Annotated in this window: 15 protein-coding genes and 1 riboswitch; of the genes, 8 read left to right on the top strand and 7 right to left on the bottom strand. The window is 47.4% G+C overall.

The window, feature by feature from the left end; genetic code table 11:
• Positions 1-172 precede the first annotated feature (172 nt).
• Both LEPBO_RS0125140 and glmS read left to right on the top strand, forming a co-directional pair.
• Positions 173-2,548 (top strand): tetratricopeptide repeat protein, encoded by a 2,376-nt coding sequence (locus LEPBO_RS0125140; protein WP_017290357.1) that lies wholly within the window; start codon positions 173-175, stop codon positions 2,546-2,548.
• Between the two features lie 707 nt (positions 2,549-3,255).
• Complete coding sequence (gene glmS, locus LEPBO_RS0125130; protein ID WP_017290355.1) at positions 3,256-5,142, top strand: glutamine--fructose-6-phosphate transaminase (isomerizing); 1,887 nt, start codon at positions 3,256-3,258, stop codon at positions 5,140-5,142.
• Between the two features lie 179 nt (positions 5,143-5,321).
• Here the strand turns inward: glmS and LEPBO_RS0125125 are convergent, their stop codons facing one another.
• The 3 genes from LEPBO_RS0125125 to pirA all read right to left on the bottom strand — a co-directional run bounded on the left by LEPBO_RS0125125 (position 5,322) and on the right by pirA (position 6,907).
• Positions 5,322-5,933 carry a 7-carboxy-7-deazaguanine synthase QueE gene (locus tag LEPBO_RS0125125; RefSeq protein WP_017290354.1) on the bottom strand — a complete coding sequence of 204 codons (612 nt, stop codon included), beginning with the start codon at positions 5,931-5,933 and terminating at the stop codon, positions 5,322-5,324.
• Positions 5,926-6,315: a 6-pyruvoyl trahydropterin synthase family protein gene (locus tag LEPBO_RS0125120; RefSeq protein ID WP_017290353.1), complete on the bottom strand. Its 390-nt coding sequence runs from the start codon at positions 6,313-6,315 to the stop codon at positions 5,926-5,928. Before LEPBO_RS0125120 ends, LEPBO_RS0125125 begins: the two co-directional genes overlap by 8 nt.
• Positions 6,316-6,526: 211 nt before the next feature.
• Positions 6,527-6,907, bottom strand: coding sequence for an arginine synthesis PII-interacting regulator PirA (pirA, locus tag LEPBO_RS40325; protein WP_017290352.1), 381 nt, complete (start codon positions 6,905-6,907; stop codon positions 6,527-6,529).
• Between the two features lie 35 nt (positions 6,908-6,942).
• Positions 6,943-7,000: riboswitch (Glutamine riboswitch) on the bottom strand.
• 124 nt (positions 7,001-7,124) lie between these two features.
• Here pirA and LEPBO_RS0125110 point away from each other — a divergent pair.
• Positions 7,125-8,552, top strand: coding sequence for a glycoside hydrolase family 13 protein (locus LEPBO_RS0125110; protein WP_017290351.1), 1,428 nt, complete (start codon positions 7,125-7,127; stop codon positions 8,550-8,552).
• A gap of 86 nt (positions 8,553-8,638) precedes the next feature.
• A complete protein-coding gene (locus LEPBO_RS0125105) occupies positions 8,639-9,040 on the top strand; it encodes a ChaB family protein (RefSeq protein WP_017290350.1) in 402 nt (133 codons plus the stop codon).
• A gap of 84 nt (positions 9,041-9,124) precedes the next feature.
• Here LEPBO_RS0125105 and LEPBO_RS0125100 read toward each other — a convergent pair whose 3' ends face one another.
• Positions 9,125-9,592, bottom strand: a complete 468-nt coding sequence (locus LEPBO_RS0125100; RefSeq protein ID WP_017290349.1) for a GNAT family N-acetyltransferase — start codon at positions 9,590-9,592, stop codon at positions 9,125-9,127.
• A 171-nt stretch (positions 9,593-9,763) separates the two neighbouring features.
• On the opposite strand from LEPBO_RS0125100, the gene LEPBO_RS0125095 reads away from it, so the two are divergent.
• Both LEPBO_RS0125095 and secA read left to right on the top strand, forming a co-directional pair.
• Positions 9,764-10,306 (top strand): hypothetical protein, encoded by a 543-nt coding sequence (locus tag LEPBO_RS0125095; protein ID WP_017290348.1) that lies wholly within the window; start codon positions 9,764-9,766, stop codon positions 10,304-10,306.
• Between the two features lie 198 nt (positions 10,307-10,504).
• Positions 10,505-13,606, top strand: a complete 3,102-nt coding sequence (gene secA / locus LEPBO_RS44050; protein WP_017290347.1) for a preprotein translocase subunit SecA — start codon at positions 10,505-10,507, stop codon at positions 13,604-13,606.
• Positions 13,607-13,774: 168 nt separating this feature from the next.
• On the opposite strand, the gene trmFO is transcribed toward secA, so the two are convergent.
• Positions 13,775-15,145: an FADH(2)-oxidizing methylenetetrahydrofolate--tRNA-(uracil(54)-C(5))-methyltransferase TrmFO gene (gene trmFO, locus LEPBO_RS38215; RefSeq protein WP_017290346.1), complete on the bottom strand. Its 1,371-nt coding sequence runs from the start codon at positions 15,143-15,145 to the stop codon at positions 13,775-13,777.
• 362 nt (positions 15,146-15,507) lie between these two features.
• Here trmFO and LEPBO_RS0125080 point away from each other — a divergent pair, with 362 nt between their 5' ends.
• A complete protein-coding gene (locus tag LEPBO_RS0125080) occupies positions 15,508-17,169 on the top strand; it encodes a hypothetical protein (RefSeq protein ID WP_225885675.1) in 1,662 nt (553 codons plus the stop codon).
• Between the two features lie 94 nt (positions 17,170-17,263).
• On the opposite strand, the gene LEPBO_RS0125075 is transcribed toward LEPBO_RS0125080, so the two are convergent.
• Positions 17,264-18,508 carry a Gfo/Idh/MocA family protein gene (locus tag LEPBO_RS0125075; RefSeq protein ID WP_263970836.1) on the bottom strand — a complete coding sequence of 415 codons (1,245 nt, stop codon included), beginning with the start codon at positions 18,506-18,508 and terminating at the stop codon, positions 17,264-17,266.
• 97 nt (positions 18,509-18,605) lie between these two features.
• On the bottom strand, positions 18,606-20,675 hold the full coding sequence (locus LEPBO_RS0125070) for a hypothetical protein (protein WP_017290343.1): 2,070 nt from the start codon (positions 20,673-20,675) through the stop codon (positions 18,606-18,608).
• Between the two features lie 204 nt (positions 20,676-20,879).
• Between LEPBO_RS0125070 and ndhO the strand changes: the two genes are divergently transcribed.
• Positions 20,880-21,095: an NAD(P)H-quinone oxidoreductase subunit O gene (gene ndhO / locus LEPBO_RS0125065; protein WP_017290342.1), complete on the top strand. Its 216-nt coding sequence runs from the start codon at positions 20,880-20,882 to the stop codon at positions 21,093-21,095.
• Positions 21,096-21,126: the final 31 nt, after the last annotated feature.

The raw sequence follows: 21,126 nt of genomic DNA, 5'->3' as shown, positions 1-21,126 counted from the left end.
TAGATTCAGTTTCGGTCGCCTACAGCCTAAGCAATCCCGCTGTTTCGTGTCAGTCGGTGAGAGTCGGGAATTGAATCTGTGCAGAAGTCGGAAAAGTCGGAAAGTTGGAGGGAGAGACAGAGACTAGCCCGACCGATTAGAATGGATAGAACTCTTGATCAATGATTCCGCAATGGAAGCTGAAACTGCACTGGCGTGGGTGGATCAGCTACTCGCTCGAAAAACTGGGAAACGTCTTAGCGTCTTACAAAGAGACATTCTGAGCAAGGTGCTACGCGGGCAAAAATATTTGGAGATTGCAGCGCACTCGGGTTACACAGAGGGACACATTAAAGATGTGAGTGCCCATCTCTGGAAATTGCTGTCTGGGCTATTGGGTGAGCGAATTACTAAAAGTACCTGTCGAGCAGTGCTAGCGCAGTATTCGCAGCCATTATTTGAGGTTTCAGCAACATTTCTACCTGCACCGTCTCCGATCGACGATCGCAGATCAAGCAATCTTCTAGGGCGTGAAGGTGCGATCGCAGATCTCGATCGTCTGATTCAGCAAGGCTGCAAAGTCATTGTCATTCAAGGTGAAGGCGGTCTAGGCAAAACAACGCTAGCACAGCACTATCTCCAGACTCAGGGGTTTGAACAAGTGCTGGAATTGTTAATCGCTAAAGAAAGTCAGAACATGACTTCGGCTGAACGAATTGTCGAAGAGTGGTTAAAACAAGACTTTCAACAAGAAGCCGGATCGGAATACGGAATTTCGCTCGGACGCTTAAAGCGCCAACTGCACCAACGGCGCATCGGAATCTTGATTGACAATCTCGAACCTGCGCTCGATTCAGAAGGGCGACTGATTCCACCACATCGAGCTTATGTCGAATTGCTACGAGTTCTAACCGATGCCGGAGTGCAAGCAGTTACTCTGATCACGAGTCGCGATCGTTTGTGTGAGCCTGATTTAGCAGTCGAACACTATCGTCTCCCTCGACTCGACCTCACCGCATGGCAAACTTTTTTCAGCCGCTCCATGTCGATCGATGCTGTGACCCTTGAGCAGATGCACCGAGCTTATGGCGGGAATGCCAAAGCAATGGGGATTTTATGTGGTGCAATTCGTGAAGACTTCGATCGAGACATGGCAGCCTACTGGCAGGAACATCGGCAGGACTTACTCGCAACACGAGATCTCAAAAATCTTGTGATTAGTCAGATCAATCGTCTGCAAGCTCTCGATCCGGTTGCTTATCAGTTGCTCTGTCGATTGGGATGCTATCGATACCAAGAAATCCCAGCCATTCCCTCCGAAGGAATGCTTTGTTTGCTCTGGGATGTGCCCCCGGATCAACAACGACAGGTACTCACCTCACTGCGAAATCGATCGCTAGTCGAGTGCGAACATGGCAAATACTGGCTGCATCCTGCCATTCAAGCCGAAGCCATCGCTCGACTGCGAAAAAGTTCAGATTGGGAAATCGCCCACCGCAAAGCCGCAGAATTTTGGACGACTCAGGTTTTGACGATCGAGACTGTTCAAGACGCGCTACAAGCCCTGCAAGCCCACTACCACTACATTGAGATCCAGGACTTTGAAGCGGCAGCGGGTGTGATTCTCAAAAGCCGCACCAATCAATGGCGGCAATTTTTACCCCTCGGCAGTACGCTTTACCGAATGGGATTGTTACAACCTGTTCTAAGCGCGATCGTGCAAGTGATTCCGAATCTTGAAAATCCTGCCAAACTCAGCGAACTTCACAATATTCTGGGAGATTTGTACTGGATTACGGGTCGCATTCAAGACGCGATCGCTTGTCAGGAAAAAACAATCGCTCTAATTGGTACTGCTGAGCAAAAACGTTCTGCTGCCCCATCCAGTCAGCACACCGCTTACTACTTCCAAATGCTAAAAGTTGATGCTCAGCTCAGCATTGGACTGTATCAAATGGATCTTTGGGAATTAGAAATGGCGGCTCAATCCTTCCAGCAAGTGATTGATCTGGCGCAGAACACCGCTCATCATCCCTGGGCAGAAAAAGCAGCCGTCTGTTTAGCCCTGACCTATTCCTATTTGGAACGATTTGAGGCGGCTTATCACTTAGCAGAAGCAGCTTATCAATCGATCGTCACTGAGAAATTAGTCGAACAAAGCGGACGATTCGCTTATTTCATTCAAATGTTAGGGCAAACCTATACGAATCTAGGAGAATTTGAGCGAGCCAAGGCAATGTACGATCGCGCCCTAGAATTTGCAGAGGAAAGTCATTACACCCAAGTCAAAGCAAAGACGCTGAGTGGACTTGCAGAACTTTGTCGCTGCCAAAATGCTTTAGATGCTTCACTGATGTACCACACGCAGGCAATTGCCCTACTTGAAACGATTGGAGCAATGTGTGATTTAGCAAACGCCTATTTCCAACTCGGATTAACTTATCAAGCAAGTGGTCGATCGCAACTATGCCAGAACTCTTTAGAACAGGCATTACGGCTGTTTGGACAAATGCAAGCAACGAGGCAAGTTGAAAAGGTTCGATCGCAAACTCGATTTGACGATCGCTAAAGCGCTTCTGCAAGCGTAGGATGATAGACATTCAATAAGGCTCTAGAATCTATTTCTGGAGCCTTAAATTGTCAAAGGCAGCATCCAGATTCAAACTGGGGGTAGAGGTTTTGCAGACCTTTAGATCGATCGAGATATCAAGGGTTTCATCGCTTAATATAAGCTTCTAAGCACAGATACCGTCTTGAAAGTCAAGCAGCTTAAATTTTACAGTTCAACAAGCGTCAATGCCTTGCTTGCAGCAAAATGAGCAGTCAAAAGTAGATGAGAACAACAACGACTCAACACTAGGGTGATCAATAATCGGAACGCTTATGTTCCGATTACGTGTATTTTATTGCAATGCTGAAACAATCGCTGACTGATTTCCATAGTCCAAGCTGAACGGTTTGCCCGACTTCAGCACTCCGTAGATCGCGATCGCTCCAGCATCCTCTTGCCCCAACAGATGAAATATTCTTTGCTCGCGATGAAATTTGCTACGCAGATCAAATCTTTGGTGTGAAATAGGCAGAAGCCTGATGCAGACATCCAATACTGCTTGGGACACATTCGTTTTTTCTGCGGAATATACTGAACTGTTGCGATCGTCCGCCTTTATAAAATCACCCCTGAAATGCGAAAAGTCTGTTATTTGGCTGGTATCTTAACAAAACTCAGGATAAATTATCGGGTAACGTCACGATTCATTTAGGAGCGAACGTCATATGTGCGGAATTGTCGGCTACATCGGGACACAAGAAGCCAGTGGAATTCTGCTGGAAGGGCTTCGCAAATTAGAATATCGCGGCTACGATTCTGCCGGAATCGCAACGATTTTGGAAGGCGAAATTCACTGTGTACGGGCAAAAGGGAAACTGCACAATCTTGAAGAAAAATTAGCAGGCGAAACCAATCCCGCTCGTACCGGAATCGCGCATACCCGCTGGGCAACTCACGGGAAACCCGAAGAATATAACGCCCATCCACACATGGATATGCAACAGCGGATTGCGGTGATTCAAAATGGCATTATCGAAAATTATCGCGAATTGCGCGAAGAACTAAAAGCACGCGGCTGTGAGTTTCGCTCGGAAACAGATACCGAAGTCGTGCCGCACCTCATCGCAGAAGAATTGAGTAAAGCGGAAAAATCTGCCGAATTTCCCTTGCTCGAAGCCGTTCGATCAGTTGTGAATAAGCTGCAAGGAGCCTTTGCGATCGCAGTGATTTGCGCCGATTATCCCGATGAAATTATCGTCGCCCGTCAACAGGCTCCCGTCGTTCTCGGCTTTGGGCAAGGTGAATTCTACTGTGCGTCTGATACGCCTGCATTAATTCCCTACACCCGTGCCGTGTTGAATCTGGAGAACGGGGAATTAGCAAGAATGACACCGATCGGGGTGGAAATTTACAGCTTTGAAGGACAACGCTTGAAGAAGAAACCCCGCACCCTGGATGTCAATCCCGTCATGGTGGAGAAGCAAGGTTTCAAACACTACATGCTGAAAGAAATTTACGAACAGCCTGGAGTGGTTCGAGCCTGTTTAGAGGCTTACTTTGACACAGAATGGAGTGCGGCGAAAGCTTCTTCTCCAACGAAGATTGGACTTTCGGATGCTGTGTTGGATGATTTACAACAAGTTCAGATCATTGCCTGTGGAACCAGTTGGCACGCAGGCTTAGTCGGAAAATACTTGCTCGAACAATTAGCAGGCATTCCCACCTCAGTACACTATGCGTCTGAGTACCGCTATTCGGCATCGCCGTTAACTAAAAATACGTTGACGATCGGGGTGACTCAATCCGGCGAAACGGCTGATACCTTAGCAGCGTTAGCAATGGAACAGGAACGTCGATCGACGTTAAGTTCAGGCTTTGAGGCGAGACTCTTGGGGATTACAAATCGTCCTGAAAGTTCACTGGGTCATCTCGTTCCCAATATCATTGAAACTCATGCAGGGATTGAGATTGGCGTAGCTGCTACAAAGACTTTTGTAGCACAAGTCATGGCATTTTATAGTTTGGCGATCGATCTCACGTACCGCCGCCAAGCAAGATCATCTGAAGCTTTAGAACAGTTGCTTGACGGATTGCGGCAGCTCCCTGCTCAGATTGAATTGATTCTAGAAAGCCAAGAGCGCTATATCGAAGAACTAGCGCATGATTTCGCAGAAACACAGGATTTCATTTTCCTCGGACGAGGCATCAATTTCCCGATCGCGTTAGAAGGGGCGCTGAAATTGAAAGAGATCAGCTACATTCACGCAGAAGGCTATCCAGCGGGTGAGATGAAACATGGACCGATCGCATTATTAGATGCTAAGGTTCCGGTTGTCACGATCGCAATGCCAGGAACTGTGTTTGAGAAAGTGTTGTCGAATGCTCAGGAAGCACGGGCGCGGGATGCTCGCTTGATTGGTGTTACCCCAATGGATGAGCAGGAAGCAGCAGATACATTTGACACACTGATTCCAGTGCCTCATGTCGATGAGATCCTATCGCCGATCTTAACGGTGATTCCGTTGCAGTTATTGGCGTATCACATTGCAGCACGACGCGGTTTAGATGTGGATCAGCCCCGAAATTTAGCGAAAAGTGTCACTGTAGAGTAAAGCATACTCCTAGTAGCTTGTATTGTTTGACTGAAAAAAAGTCAAATCGTCGTTCAACAGCTACTAGGAGACTATATGACTAATCCTGGATATATTTTGTACTATCCAGGATTTTTTATAGCATGTTGGATAGTACGTGACAAGTGAATCAATTTTATCTTTCGGATCTTCGCGCCTTGCTAATTGACTCCGAGTAACTTATGAGTCTGCAATCCCATTCGCCATTTTGGCTGCTGCTTTACGTATTCAAAAATTAAACTTGTGCTTTCTTGACTGCTCCATTCGGGTTGCAGGTAACGCACTGCTCGATCGCTGACTTGCTGAGACTGCTGTTCTGCCCATTCAAAATCTGCTGCCTGAGCAATCACAACTTTCAACTCATCCACATGAGCATAAACGCTCTCATGCGGCGGCTTAAATTGCTTCGGTGAAAGCGTCACCCAATCAAACGTCCCGCTGAATGGATGTGCGCCAGAGGTTTCGAGATGGAGCCTTAATCCCTCGTCCTTTAATGCTTTGGTTAATTCAGTTAAGTCGTGCATTAAAGGTTCGCCTCCGGTAATCACGACGATCGCGCTGTTCACTTCGATCGCCAGGTTCACGAGTTCTTGAATGGATTGACGGGGATGTCGTTTTGCGACCCAAGATTCTTTCGTGTCACAGAACCAGCAACCAACATCACAACCGCCTAATCGAATAAACAACGCACTGGTTCCTGTCCAAGCGCCCTCTCCTTGGACAGAGTGAAACGTCTCCACAATCGGTAAAGTCTGTGCTTCTGTCCTAATCATCTTCGTACTCTGCCCAAGAATTTGGGGTTTCTGATACTGCAACTTTGAGCTTAATTTCAGCCGGAAGGTCTTTCTTGGTTTTGTCGTAAATGTATTTGGCGATCATTTCAGCCGTCGTTTCGTATCCTTCTGGCAAAACTTCATTTAATACACAATGATCCAAGCCACCTTTGAGCACATCTTTTTTCGCCCATTTTAAGGTTCTAAAGTCAGCCACCATGACCGGATGGGGACAGAATTCAGAGGCATGAAGTTGAGATGTGATCGCGCTAATTCTCACCGTGTAAGTATGTCCATGCATACGCCCACAGGGTCCGTCATAATCCCGAATCCAATGTGCGGCATTGAACGTAAATTCTGTAGTGACTGTCCATTTCGGCATACGCCCCTCGCAAAAAACGCTAGAAGTTCTAGCGTAAATCACACAGGGCTTTTTTTGGGGTAGATTTATTCACAATTGTGAGATTGTGTCAGTATCATATGCAGCTTTTTCATAAAAAAGGAGTCTCAACAATGAGACTCCGGGCTGCGTGAAAAGTGAACACCTGAAGTGAATCGTCTAGCACTCGTTCAGCGAAGTTAAAACGAGCGACCTAGACAAGCTGATTGCGTTCTGCTTCAAGCAGAGAGAGGAGATTGTAATCGCCATTTTGACGTGCAACTTCGATGCGGTGCTGCAAATTGCGTTGCAAGTTCGCGTGGTGAGTTGCAGCCAAGTTGGCGATCGTATTCAACCTAGAGGTCACTGGTCGATCCCCCGATGCGCCAACCCAGTATCGCACGCCGCGATAAATTAACTCATGCGGACGGCGCGCTTCGGCAGGTTGGGCAGGTTGAGTCGGATCCATTTGGTAGCGATTGCCGCGATAGGTCAATGTGATCGGCTCGCGAGAACTAAAAACGCGATCGACCGGATTGGTTCGCGGTTGGGTTGGGTCGTATTCGTATTCAACACCACGGTAAATCAGTCTCATAACCGCCTCGAAAAGTAAGAATGAAGTGAGTTTGAGGCGCGTTCCTTCAGGAGAACTCCTTACTTCCGTCTCTAGTTACCAGAGATGAACGTTTATGTTTGTATTATACACTACGGTTTTCAGGTTTCCGCAAGAGGATTGTAATATTCTGTCAATAGTTAGAGCGCGATCTGCGTGGGGATCATTACGCTACTAAGTGATGTGATCCATAGAAGTTATGCAGATTCAAACGCCGGATTGGGTGAAGCACGCAATTTTTTATCAAATTTTTCCCGATCGCTTTTCCCGGGCGACTCAGCCGTATAAGAAACTCCTCAAGCAGATGCCCTGGGAAGACTGGGATGCGACCCCAACACTGCAAGGTTACAAAGGGGGAGACTTATGGGGCGTAATGGAACGGTTGGATTACATTCAAGACTTGGGCGTGAATGCGATTTACTTCACGCCGATCTTTCAGTCTGCTAGTAATCATCGCTATCATACGCACGATTACTATCGGGTTGATCCGATGCTCGGTGGCAATGAGGCGTTTCGCGATTTACTAGATGCAGCGCACGAGCGCGATATTAAAGTCGTGCTAGATGGTGTGTTTAATCACTCCAGTCGCGGCTTCTTCTTTTTTCATGACGTTCTAGAAAATGGGAGCAATTCTCCCTGGCTCGATTGGTTCAAGATTCACGAATTTCCGCTGCATCCTTACACGGGCGAGTTTCCGGCAAACTATGAAGGATGGGCAGGAAATCGGGCGCTGCCTGTGTTTAATCATGACAATCCAGCCGTGCGCGAATACATCATGGAGATTGCTGAATATTGGATCGAATTCGGGATTGATGGTTGGCGTTTAGATGTCCCCTTCGAGGTTAAGGCTCCCGGATTTTGGCAGGAGTTTCGCGATCGCGTCAAAGCGATTAATCCAGAAGCTTACATTGTTGGTGAAGTGTGGGGTGATTCGCGCGAATGGCTCGATGGAACTCAGTTTGATGGCGTGATGAATTACTTGTTTGCAGGTCCAACGATCGCATTCGCGGCGGGTGATCGCGTTGTTTTAGAGCAAGTTCAAGATCGCGATTATCACCCGTATCCGCCTCTATTCGCAGGTGAGTACGCTCAGAAAATGCAGAGCTTACTCGAACTTTATCCCTGGGAAATTCAGCTTACACAACTCAATCTACTCGCGAGCCATGACACTGCACGATTACTCACGATTGCAGGAGGTGATCATGCAAGTGTTGAACTTTGTACACTCTTACTGATGACCTTTCCGGGCGCACCTAGTATTTACTATGGGGATGAAGTTGGCTTACCGGGTGGCATTGATCCAGATTCCCGTCGGGGGTTTCCAACTGAGGAAAATTGGAACTTAGATATTGATAAAGTCCATCGTCAATTGATTGCAATTCGTCATGCCTATCCAGCCTTGAGAACCGGAACTTATCAAGTGCTTCATGCCGAGGGAACGGCTTATGTGTTTGAGCGATCGCTGGAGGATCAAACCGTGATCATTGCAGTGAATGTTGGCACAGTTCCCGTGAAAGTTGCGCTCCCTAAAATTGAGAAAGTTCTATATGGAGAACTCACCCTTGGGGAACAGGTAGAATTGCGCGATCGCGCAGGCTACATTCTGCTAGCATCCTCATCCCGATAGATCACCGAAGCTTTCTTTTGAAAGATGCCTCAGCGGTGGGACAGGACTAGGATAGTTCCAGATTTAATATTCTAGGAGTTATTCATATGCCAACAGGAAGCGAACGGACTCAAGCCAATCCGCAAATCGATGCAGAAGATAAACAGCTTGAGCAGGTGAATACGGTCAGTAGCGGTGAAGATCAAGCCTCACTTGCTGAACCGAAATCAACTGCGGATAAGATGGCAGCAGGGCGAGATGATGTTGATGAGCAAAACGAAAGCTTGCCCTCTGAAGTAACCGATAAGTTACTGGACGGTGCTGATCAAGTCTTTATGGCAGCGTTCAAGAACTCTCAAAGTGATGGTTTGAGCCGTGAGGCTGCGATGCAGGTAGCTTGGAACAGTGTCAAGCAAGGTTTTGAGAAAGGTGAAGATGGAAGCTGGCATCGCAAAGGTCATCCCGATGACAATGTTTACAGCGCAGGTGTTGAAGGTAGCGCAAGCTAGTCTACGGATTGTAAATTGATGCTAGAAAATTGCCCAACGATCGAGTCTAACCGTTGGGCAATTTTTTTGGCTTGAATGATTCAATCACCCAATATCGCATTCGACCTCAACCGAAATGGCAGAACTTGGTAACGACAAGGGCTGATTGAAATACACCATTGTTGTTGTCTGATTCACCTCAAATCCGATGCGCTTATAAAATTCCTGCTGATTCGTCGTCATCAGATAAAGCCGTTCTACGTTCGACACCTGCGGATGGCTTAGCACCGTCTGGACTAATTTTCGTCCCAATCCTGCGCCTTGATAGTCCGGATGTACGACCACATCCCAAATCGTAGCGCGATAAATTCCGTCCGAAGTCGCCCTGGCAAATCCAATCAACCGATCGCCATCCCAAGCCGAAATCACCGGGTCGCTATGCTTAATGGCGATCGCTAAATCTTCGACTTTGCGATCGCGTGCCCAAAACGCACTAAGTTGAAATAATTCTTGAAGTTGTTGGAGATCGATCTGAGTTTTGCGATCGCAAAACTGAACCTGACTGCAATCCATCCTGATGTCCTAAATTCTGAGTTGAAACTTTGTTGTATCGGAATTGGCAAAAAGTAACAGTCACAAATTTGTCACTTTAAAAACTATTCTGTGAAAGGTGAGTACTCAGAAACAATTTAATCTTGTTTTAAGTCACCCTTTCATCGGACTCAATGCAGTAAAGGTCTTCGCATGTCAAATTCACCTAAGCGCCGTCGGATTCGCAGACGATCTCCTGTGATTTTAATCGGAATTCTGTTGATTTGGAGTCTGATTTTAGGATGGGGTTTTTCTCAAGCAATGGAATCCCCCCCTGTCTCCAATGCGCCAGCCGAGATTGGCACAGTCGATGCTGTGACTGGCAATCTTAAACTCGCACAAGATGCTTATTTACAAAATTGCGCCACCTGTCATATCGGCATTCCACCTGCGATTTTCCCGACTCAAACCTGGCGCGACTTGCTGCAAGATTCCCAGCATTACGGCGCGACGCTGACTCCGCTTGTCGATCCAACGCGATCGCTCGTCTGGCGATATCTGAGAACCTTCTCGCGTCAAGCCTTTGAAGATGAACGCATTCCCTACCGCGTCAATGAATCCAAAGCCTTTAAAGTCCTCCACCCCAAAGTCGAACTCCCAAAACCGCTCAATCTTTCAACCTGCATCACTTGCCATCCTGGAACGAATCAATATAATTTCCGCAAGCTCAGCGCTGACTGGGAAAATGCACCGTAACATCGAGTCGATCGAGTGAATTGAATTACAATACCTACTGGTTCGGCTTTCCCCCGATCCCCTTGCCCGTTCAGGTTTCGTTCTGGGTGATAGGATTGGAATACCTTTGATTAGAATCGATCCGGAAGCGCTAAAATGCGTTTCTTGTCTCGATACGAACCCATACCCACATTCAGCGATCTCTGATTTTCCCCCGTCATGTTTAAATCTATCCTGGGCGATCCCAATGCGCGTAAGCTCAAAAAATATAAGCCACTCGTTAATGACATCAAGCTTTTGGAAGAGGAGATTGAGCCACTTTCAGATGAAGAACTGAGAGGCAAGACTGCTGAATTTAGAGCGCGACTCGCCAAGGCAAGAAATCTCGACGAGGAGAAGCAGATTCTCGACGATATTCTGCCAGAAGCCTTTGCAGTCGTGCGGGAAGCTGGAAAGCGCGTTTTGGGGATGCGGCACTTCGATGTGCAGTTAATCGGCGGCATGGTGCTGCATGATGGACAAATCGCAGAAATGAAAACGGGTGAAGGAAAAACTCTAGTTTCGACGCTGCCAGCTTACCTGAATGCACTCTCTGGTAAAGGCGTTCATGTCGTCACGGTGAACGATTACCTGGCAAAACGAGACGCGGAATGGATGGGGCAGGTGCACCGGTTTTTGGGCTTGAGCGTGGGTCTGATTCAGCAAAACATGGCTCCGGCGGAACGTCAGAAAAACTACGCCTGCGATGTCACCTACGCCACCAACAGCGAATTGGGCTTCGATTACTTGCGCGATAACATGGCAACTTCGATGGAAGAAGTTGTACAGCGCCCCTTTAACTTCTGCGTGATTGACGAAGTGGACTCGGTGCTGATCGATGAAGCTCGGACTCCGCTGATCATCTCTGGTCAGGTTGAACGTCCGACTGAGAAATATTTGCAGGCGGCAGATGTCGCGCGATCGCTCAAACGCGATGATCATTACGAAGTTGATGAGAAACAGCGCAACATTCTTCTCACCGATGAAGGCTTTATCGAAGCAGAAAAACTGCTCGGTGTATCGGATCTCTTTGATCCGAATGATCCTTGGGCGCACTACGTTTTTAATGCGATTAAAGCAAAAGAACTGTTTATCAATGATGTGAACTACATCGTCCGTAGCGGCGAGATCGTGATCGTCGATGAATTCACAGGTCGCGTCATGCCGGGTCGGCGCTGGAGTGATGGCTTGCACCAAGCGATCGAAGCAAAAGAAGGCGTGGACATCCAAAACGAAACGCAAACACTCGCGACGATTACCTATCAAAACTTCTTCCTGCTGTATCCGAAACTCGCAGGCATGACCGGAACGGCGAAGACCGAAGAAGCTGAACTTGAGAAGATTTACAAGCTAGAAGTCACCCAAATTCCAACCAACCGGGAACGCCGTCGGGTGGATTTATCAGATGTGGTGTACAAAACCGAAGCCGGGGATTTAACCGTCTTTACGCGCGAAGCCGCAGAGAAATCTGAGCAAGGTCGCCCCGTCTTGATTTGGGTGATGAACTTGGAAGCGTTGAGTAATTTGTCTCAACTGCTCGATAAACAGGGTCTTGCCCATAATCTTTGCCCAGGATTACCCCAAAGCCAAGAGCAAGCCAAAGAAATTCTGCGGCAGGCAAAACATCCCGGCATGATCACCGTGACGAATAGCTACGAAGTTTACCGGATGATTCGCCAAGGGGTGCCAGAAGGTGAAAACGGGCTGTTTGTTTTGGGCATTACCGGAAAGTGGAGCGCGATCGCACTCGAATGTGATGAGATGCACCGCACAGGTCGTCCGGTTCTGGTCGGAACGACCAGCGTTGAGAAATCTGAATTGCTCTCTCAACTGCTGCAAGAGTTGAATGTGCCCCATAACTTGCTGAACGCGAAACCTGAGAACGTCGAGCGAGAATCAGAAATCATTGCTCAAGCAGGTCGCAAGGGCAAAGTGACGATCGCGACCAACATGGCAGGACGTGGAACTGACATCATTCTGGGTGGAAACTCAGACTATATGGCACGTCTGAAGATTCGTGAGTACTTCATGCCGCGCATTGTTGAGCCTGAAGATGACGAAGATTTTTCGGGCATGGGTTTTGCTCAAGATCAGCGCGGTGGCGGTCAAGGATTTGGGCTGGCAACCAAGATCAAAACTTGGAAAGCCAAATCGGATATCTATCCGGTCGAACTTTCGGCAGAGACCGAGCAAGCTCTGAAAGATGCAGTGCATGTTGCAGTTCAGCAATATGGTGAGCGTAGTTTGCCGGAACTCGAAGCAGAAGACAAGATCGCAACGGCGGCGGAAAAAGCTCCGACGACTGATCTAGTGATTCAAAAGCTGCGAGAAGTCTACAAGCTGATTCGCTCCGAGTACGATGCCTTTACCGATCGCGAACACGAAGAAGTGGTTCAACTCGGAGGATTGCACGTCATTGGGACAGAACGTCATGAATCGCGCCGGATTGACAACCAGTTGCGAGGACGGGCAGGACGGCAAGGTGACCCGGGTTCGACCAAGTTCTTCCTAAGTTTGCAAGATAACTTGCTGCGGATTTTTGGCGGCGATCGCGTTGCAGGCATGATGAATGCTTTCCGCGTGGAAGAAGATATGCCGATCGAGTCGAAGATGCTTACGCGATCGCTTGAAGGCGCGCAGAAGAAAGTCGAGACTTACTACTACGACATTCGGAAGCAAGTCTTTGAGTATGACGAAGTGATGAACAATCAGCGTCGTGCTATCTACGCTGAACGCCGTCGGGTTCTTGAAGGGCAAGACCTGAAAGAGAAAGTGATTGAATATGCTGAACGTACAATGGATGACATTGTGGAAGCCTATATCAATCCAGAGCTACCGCCGGAAGAATGGGAGCTAGACAAGCTTGTCAGCAAGGTGCAAGAGTTTGTTTACTTGCTTCAGGACATGCAGCCAGAAGATTTGGCAGACATGACCTTGAGCGAAATGAAGGCATTCTTACATGAGCAGGCACGAATTGCTTATGACTTGAAAGAGGCAGAAGTAGATTCGGTGCAGCCTGGATTGATGCGTCAGGCAGAGCGGTTCTTTATTCTGAATCGAATTGATACCCTCTGGCGTGAACACCTCCAAGCAATGGATGGCTTGCGTGAGTCGGTCGGATTGCGAGGATACGGTCAGAAAGACCCGTTGATCGAGTACAAGAGCGAAGGATATGAGCTGTTCCTGGAAATGATGATCAACATCCGTCGAGATGTGGTTTACTCGTTGTTCCAATTCCAGCCTCAGCAACCTCAGCCTCAAGTCGAAGTTGAAGTTGTCTAGTTGAATTGAAAACTGAAGATCCCAGGTACATGTTCGATCGTACCTGGGATTTTTTGTACCGCATTGCATCCGGCTTGAGTCATAAATGCCAAAAAGAGTGGGGAGTAGGGAGATACCAACGGAACTACTCCCCACTTTCACTGTGATAGGTTGAATTTACAAGAGTAATCAGCTTGCGATCGCACTGACGTTGTTCACAACTCCGCTCCACTGATCGAGATCAGCAAAAGCGCGATCGCGATATTGCCCGTATCGCTCTTGCTTGTTGCGAATCTTCTTGGGAAGCTCCGGTAAGATGCCAAAATTGGGCGGCATCGGTTGGAAATGCTTGGGAGAAGCAGAACTAATAAAATCAAACAACGCTCCCATCATGGTTGTCACGGGCAAGGCTAGAGGAGAAAGCCCTAACGCAATTCGAGCAGCATTGGTTCCAGCGAGCCAACCGCCTGCACAAGCGGCAGTATAGCCTTCGGTTCCACTGATTTGTCCGGCTGCTAGTAACGTCGATCGCGATTTAAACTGCAACGTTGGCAACAACAATTCTGGCGAATTGATAAACGTATTGCGGTGCATCACACCCATGCGAACGAATTCTGCATTCTCTAAGCCAGGAATTAGTTTAAATACTCGCTTTTGTTCGCCCCATTTCAGATTGGTCTGAAACCCGACCATGTTCCAGAGTTGCCCCGCTTTATCTTCTTGTCGCAGTTGCACCACTGCATACGGGCGTTTTTCTCGATTTTCGGGATCTCGAAAGTCACCTAATCGCGCATCGAACAATCCCACAGGTTTCAATGGGCCGTAGCGCATCGTATCTTCACCTCGACGCGCCATTTCCTCGATCGGTAAACATGCCTCAAAAAACTTCGCCGTTTCGCGCTCAAAATCTTTCAATTCTGCCTGTTCTGCCTGACAAAGCTCCTGCCAAAAGTGCAGATATTGCTCTTTACTCATCGGACAGTTTAGATAAGCAGCTTCGCCGCGATCGTAGCGCGATGCCAAAAATGCCCTTTCAAAATCGATCGATTCGCCAACCACAATCGGACTGGCGGCATCGAAGAAACTCATGTACGCCATGCCTGTAAATTGGCGCAAATCTTCAGCCAGTGCATCGGTTGTTAAAGGTCCAGTCGTCAGCACCACGATTCCGTTTTTGGGAATCTCCGTAATTTCCTCACGCCGCAATTCGATCAGCGGATGAGCCGAGAGTGTTTCAGTCAGATCTTGGCTAAAAATTCCGCGATCGACCGCTAACGCTCCACCTGCCGGAACTTGATGAGCATCGGCTTTCTGAATGACGATCGACCCCAATCTCCGTAATTCTTCGTGTAAGAGTCCCGAAGCGCGATCGGTTGCCTGCGCTCCAAACGAATTGCTGCACACCAATTCTGCCAAATGCTCAGAATGATGAGCCGGACTTTGGCGCATCGGGCGCATTTCGTGCAGCACAACCGGAACGCCTGCTTGAGCAATTTGCCATGCAGCTTCTGTGCCTGCTAAGCCACCGCCGATAACGTGAATTGGAGAGTGTTCAGTCATATGAAAAAAGCGCGCGTCAACAGTCCTTTTCTAGGATAAGCCTTTCGGCTAAAACTCAGGAGGTTTAAATATTCGATAAGCAGCGTTGCGATCCGTAAACAATATAAAACTTCATTGAAGCTTTATATTCAAGTCTGTAAAGACTGTCGCATCTCCGTGAAAATACGAATACCCGTACTGATTTAAGCTGATCGAAAAGAAAAAACGAATTTTCGAGGGTTTGAGCCATTTTCACTCTATATTTCATTCTTCAGAGTGATGAATAATGCCGGAACTATCTGAAAACGTGGTCAGATACGTCCGTATTTTTCAAATCCACCTGTGAAGAACTAATAAATTATCCGTAATAACACTGGCTTCTTATGGGGAAGTCCCCTAAAGTATGTACAGAAACCGAAACAGATTATCTCTACTCAGAGCCGTTTAGGTCAGGTTGCTCTACCTTTATTCAAGATTTTCAAGGGATTCAACGTGCTGAAGTCTCCACAACACTAAAACCTAATATCAGCCAAGTTGAAATAGCAGCGGGAGTATTTTTACGGAAATGTTGCTGTCTTTATCATTGTGAAGCGATCGCGCTTAAAATTCAGAAGGTGAATGCTGGTTGGAATTTTATGCGATCGTCTCCTTCTCGTTTCCCACCTCGTCGAAATCTCTGGTTTGAGAGAGCGATGGCAGGGTTGACACTTGTAAATTTGGGACTTGTTGCCTTTGACTTTGCGTATATTCCTTGGCGGGATTTCTGGTTTCGCAACTTTCCAGCCGTCACCCGCCTCTACGATCCGATAAAGGGAATCGAGCCGCATCGCGATACGGAAACCTATCTAAGTACGGTAGACACTTTAGAGCAAGAACTTCAACAGTTTGGATTAGAAAGTGTGCAGGTACAGACTCGATTGCAAGATTTGCGCGATCGCAGTTCAGAACTTGTGAGCACGAATCCTTTTGCCGTTGCGAATAAAAGCGGCACGCTTGAACGAATCAAGAATCGTATGCGAGAGCATGTGTTTGGTCAGCGTCGAGGAGAATCGGCAAAGCAAGCGTTTGCAACCTTTTGGAGCAAGGAAAATCTAGCACAGCGAGGCGTAGCCACAGAACAGAAGTTTTTCAATCAAGAGATTCGTCCTTTAATCGCTGTGAACTACTATCGACCCATTGGAGAGAATGGCGAATTTGTTGATTGGTTTTGGCTCGTTGATGCACCATTTGTTGGAATTTTTGCTTTAGAATTCATTGCTCGAACGTTCTATCTCAGCCGTCGCTATCAAAGTTTGTCTTGGTTAGATGCAATGCTATGGCGATGGTATGACATCTTTTTGCTGTTGCCTTTTCTCAGATGGTTACGGGTGATCCCGACTGTGGTTCGGTTGGATCAGTCCGGGATGGTTAACCTTGCGCGGGTGCGGACTCAAGCAAGTCAAGGCTTTGTCGCGAACATTTCTGAAGATATGGCAGAAGTCGTTGTCATACAGGTTATCGATCGCTTTCAAGATGCGATCGCGCGCGGTGAGATTTCACGCTGGTTGATCCAATCTGTGAATCGTCCTTACATTGATCTCAATCAGCGCGATGAGGTTCAAGAGCTTGCAACGCATTTAGTCAAAACGACCGTCTACAATGTTTTGCCAAAGATCAAGCCTGAGCTAGAAGCAGTGCTGAGACATAATATTGATATGATTCTCAGCCAGTCGCCTGCTTATCAAGGCTTGAAAGCAATGCCATTAGTAGGGGATCTACCGCGTCAGATCAATGAGAGACTCGTAGCAGAGGTCACAAGCGGGGTTTATGATGCGATCGTGCTGGCACTAGAAGATAAAAAAGGTGGTGAATTGATCAGTCAACTCGTGAAAAGTTTTGGTCAAAATCTAGCAACAGAATTACAAGATCAGCGATCGCTGCAAGAGCTTCAGTCTCTAGCAACTGATTTACTCGAAGAGATCAAAGTCAACTATGTACGGCGATTGAGTGAAGAAGATGTAGAAGGCATTCTAGAGGAAACTCGGCAAATTAGACAGATTCGCTGAGTGGTTGAGAAAAGCAATTCTAGTCAATCTTCTGGGAGATGAGGAGAACCCAAACTCAGATTGCTCCTTATCCCCCTACTCCGAACCTGTGCAATTAAGATTGACCCGACGGATCAGCCGCATTGACCAATTCAGGTTGCTTCTCAAGCGGCGGGCGCTGAATCGATTGATGTAGCCCAGGGCGGGACTCTCGCTGCATGGTGGGAAGCTGAACAAAGCGACCGGATTGAATCGAATCATAGAGCGCTTGAATGATCCGAATATCAATCAACCCTTCTTGACCTGAAGGTTCTGGCTCTTTGTTCTGTAAGATGCAATCTGAGAAGTAAACAAACTCAGCTGCAAGCTGATCGTGACCTTCAAACGTTTGAGTTTGAGTCTTGTCGTCGATCGTCAAAATATGCTTAATCTCACCTTGCCCTGAATAACCTGGGTCAACTCGCAAATCGCCTTTTGTCCCGACCACTTGATAACTCGAAGTTTTTGCTGCACCAAAGCTGACCGTAAACGAAGCGAGTTGATCGTCTGGGAAACGCAAAATTGCACTCGACATCTCTGCAACATCTCGAAAACGAGGTTCGTCTTTACTAGCTGCTGTTGCAAAAACCTCGATCGGATCTGCCTGAAAGAGATAGCGAGCCGCATTGATACAGTAGATGCCAATATCATCTAGCGTGCCGCCACCAACTGCTTTCTGAACGCGAATATTTCCCGCATTTACTTGCTGAGTAAACACAGAGTTAAAGATGCGTGGTTCGCCAATTTGCCCAGACTTGAGAATTTCGACTGCCTGCATATTCGCTTCTTCGAGATGCAAACGGTAAGCAATCATCAGCTTGACTTGATTGCGATCGCACGCATCAATCATTTGTTGACACTCGTCTTCTGTCACTGCCATCGGCTTCTCACAAAGGACGTGGATGCCTGCATTTGCAGCACGCACCGTATACTCACAGTGCAGATGATTGGGCAATGCGATATAGACGGCATCCACTTCACCACTGTTTAGGCAGTCTTCGTACTGATCATAAGCATAGGTATGCTGAACTCCATACTGTTTAGCAATTTCTTCTCGCTTTGTTGGGTCGTCTGAAACCAAAGCTACGAGTTCAGAATTTTCAGCATGAGCAAAAGCGGGAAGTGCGGAAGCTTGAGCAAACCAACCCAAGCCGACAACAGCATAGCGAATCTTCCTTTGAGTAACTTGATTGGGAGTCATAATGTTAGGAGAAACGGGATTAGGATGAATTTCAGAGGATTTTTGAAACGTATCGTTCCTTGCATTCACCCGCCCCCGGAATAAAACAGAGCGAGGACACGGTGGATGCGTTTCAACCACTCTTGCAGGCTTACTGTAACGAGCGAAAATAGACCGTTCCTCTTGCTAATGAAAGATTAGGACTAAACCAATTGACTTGAGGTGCATCGAATTCTCATCAGTTAAGAAGGACTTGGGGATCATCATCTAACGAAAGCATGAACTCAATCGCAGCAGTCTGCTCCTCTGGGGTGAATCCCGCAGCTTGATCAATCCAATACTCATGTCCACTACCATCTATGTTCGATCGCACTAAATCAGCATTTGCCCGATTTGCCTCAATCATCGGTTTGCGTAAATTGCGATCGACTAACATCCGCAAGCTTGCCGCTGGATCAGGCAAAACATGCTGCATCAATGTTCCTGCCATCCCAATTTGATCAGCTTGAGTAATTTGATAAGCTCCGGTCACGTCAGGCTGCAATGCTTCTGAACTCGCTGCGACTCCACCATCATGCAGATAAGGAGCAGTGACTGCTAAGCCAATCAAGCTAGGAACTTTATACCCTCCAGATGAATCATTCAGCGCAAACGCTCTTTGTTGATCAGACTTTGGCGTAATATCCGTTGGAACAGGCAAAATAGATGGATTCTCAGGCAGGGGAACGGATTCCCCATTGGGATACGTTTTAGGTGCAACGAAGCTTTTGGCAAAGACTTTCAAAGCAGGCGCGCGCGAAGGCTGAGTTTTGACTTCTTGCTGCGAAATGACGTGGTGATTCGTAAACGTGCGTCCACTGTGACATTCTGCACAGCCTGCTCGATCGAAGACTTTTGCGCCTTGCTGCAACTGCTGTAAATTTTGAGCTTCAGAGTAGGGAGGTGGAGCTAAGGTATTTTGCCAAGCAGACATCGCATTCAGTTGTTGACCTACAGGCAACCCTGGAGAACTTGCCATTAAGCCATCTAACATAAATGGTGAGCCTTTCGGATAACCAGGCATCCGAATCACTTCATTGATTGCAGGTTCGCCGGGAGTTGGATCAATTTGATCGAAAAATTCAGCCGGATTCACACCATCGGGTAGACGAAATTTCGGATTTGAAGCATTTTGCAGCAGAATGCCGAGATAAGTTTCTTTATCAATCCCAAGTGATGCCTGACTCCCATCTGCTCCAGTCGTCGTATCAGAATTGGTTGCATGAACATTGCTATTGAGCGTTGTAAGTCCGTGAAACCAGCCGATCGCTGAGTGTCCGCTCCAACCGTAAGGATAAGCCTCAAATGTATAAGACGAAGGATTTTGAGAAGGATTATTCGTCATGGTTCCCGTTGAGTCGAAGTTACCGGGTGCCCAACTGAGAAAATCTGCATCTACCGCATCTTCTACTGCTTTCGCATCGGGTAGCTGAGCTTCGTTGCCTTGGGCATCAATGTAACGTCGATCGCCGAATTGCAATTGAGTCGGATTGATCCCTGTATGTCGGAACATCGCGGCTGAATTCGATGCAGATGCCAGAATTAGCCCCGTGTCCAAATCATTGTTAGGCGCACCTTCTAGAATTTTGCCTGTTTGACGATCGACTGCTGCATGACAAAACGCACAGGTAATTCCAACTCGGACTTTACCTTGAGATAATTCAGTCCGCATTCCGAGCGGTAAAAGTGATCGAGCCGGAATATCTAACCCAGTATTCAACAAGGTTCCTGCTTTGAATTCTCGCCCACCGAGAGTGACATCTCGATCAACTGCAACTTGTAAATTCGTGGTGGGTTGTCCTGCGAGTTTGACGATCGCTTTTGTAATACTTGCTAAATTAATTGGTCCATCCAACGCTCCTACTACATCGGTCAGAAAGCGCTCATTGCCAAAGGTTTCGCGATAAAAGCTATCTCGTCCGAGCGTCAGCAAGTCTTGATTAATCTCGACTGCACCTTGTTCTGGTGAGAGTTGTTCTTTTCCAGCTTCAGTTTGCAGCAGTTGTTCCGCATCGGATGCGCTGACCACGTGACCCAAGACATCGTAGGAACCGAGACTACTGGGCGGCGCTTGAGTCACTGGAGTGTAAGTACTGCTGAGATTTGGAGTTCGCATCGGTAAGACAAGCTCAGCCTGATACCCCAGAAAGCCAAAAAAGATCAAACTTAGCAATAGCGCGATCGCGCGAACTGGCAATCGTTTCGGGTGTGACTCAAGAGAAGATTCTGGAGAAGATTCGACTGGCTCTAGCTTGTTCGATGAACTCATGCATGACCTCGATCGTGCGAATGACCTCCCGTAAAACTAAAAATTTTCTCGGTAAGAATTCGTCTACCTAAAGCGGGAGACGGCTCTATACAAAAAACGACTTGATGAATACGAAGGTTCTCTATGGAAATCCTTACAAACTTGCATCATAATCAATTCAGCTTTTGCAACATAATGATCAGTTAGAGAACACTGAGGTAAGGTATGCCAATTAAGAAAGGCGAGATGGTACGCGTTGTGCGTGAGAAGTTAGAAAACAGCGTCGAAGCAAAAGCAAGCGATCCGCGCTTCCCTAGCTATATCTTTGAAACCCAGGGTGAAGTCGTCGATTTGAAGGGCGATTATGCCTTTGTCAAATTTGGCAAAGTTCCCACTCCCAATATTTGGCTGCGTCAAGACCAGCTTGAATCCTTCAAATAGGCGCGATTCTTAAAGGATTCCAATTGTGCCG

The sequence above is a fragment of the Leptolyngbya boryana PCC 6306 genome (assembly GCF_000353285.1).
Lineage (GTDB): Bacteria > Cyanobacteriota > Cyanobacteriia > Leptolyngbyales > Leptolyngbyaceae > Leptolyngbya > Leptolyngbya boryana.
This window is presented reverse-complemented; position numbering and strand designations above follow the sequence as displayed.

Bases quoted from the DNA above. Each gene is read 5' to 3' on its own strand.
- glmS (WP_017290355.1), top strand. From the start codon at position 3,256: ATGTGCGGAATTGTCGGCTACATCGGGACACAAGAAGCCAGTGGAATT.
- LEPBO_RS0125080 (WP_225885675.1), top strand. From the start codon at position 15,508: ATGGGGAAGTCCCCTAAAGTATGTACAGAAACCGAAACAGATTATCTC.
- pirA (WP_017290352.1), bottom strand. From the start codon at position 6,907: ATGAGACTGATTTACCGTGGTGTTGAATACGAATACGACCCAACCCAA.
- secA (WP_017290347.1), top strand. From the start codon at position 10,505: ATGTTTAAATCTATCCTGGGCGATCCCAATGCGCGTAAGCTCAAAAAA.
- LEPBO_RS0125105 (WP_017290350.1), top strand. From the start codon at position 8,639: ATGCCAACAGGAAGCGAACGGACTCAAGCCAATCCGCAAATCGATGCA.
- LEPBO_RS0125070 (WP_017290343.1), bottom strand. From the start codon at position 20,675: ATGAGTTCATCGAACAAGCTAGAGCCAGTCGAATCTTCTCCAGAATCT.
- LEPBO_RS0125095 (WP_017290348.1), top strand. From the start codon at position 9,764: ATGTCAAATTCACCTAAGCGCCGTCGGATTCGCAGACGATCTCCTGTG.
- ndhO (WP_017290342.1), top strand. From the start codon at position 20,880: ATGCCAATTAAGAAAGGCGAGATGGTACGCGTTGTGCGTGAGAAGTTA.
- LEPBO_RS0125100 (WP_017290349.1), bottom strand. From the start codon at position 9,592: ATGGATTGCAGTCAGGTTCAGTTTTGCGATCGCAAAACTCAGATCGAT.
- LEPBO_RS0125120 (WP_017290353.1), bottom strand. From the start codon at position 6,315: ATGCCGAAATGGACAGTCACTACAGAATTTACGTTCAATGCCGCACAT.
- LEPBO_RS0125125 (WP_017290354.1), bottom strand. From the start codon at position 5,933: ATGATTAGGACAGAAGCACAGACTTTACCGATTGTGGAGACGTTTCAC.
- LEPBO_RS0125110 (WP_017290351.1), top strand. From the start codon at position 7,125: ATGCAGATTCAAACGCCGGATTGGGTGAAGCACGCAATTTTTTATCAA.
- LEPBO_RS0125140 (WP_017290357.1), top strand. From the start codon at position 173: ATGGAAGCTGAAACTGCACTGGCGTGGGTGGATCAGCTACTCGCTCGA.
- trmFO (WP_017290346.1), bottom strand. From the start codon at position 15,145: ATGACTGAACACTCTCCAATTCACGTTATCGGCGGTGGCTTAGCAGGC.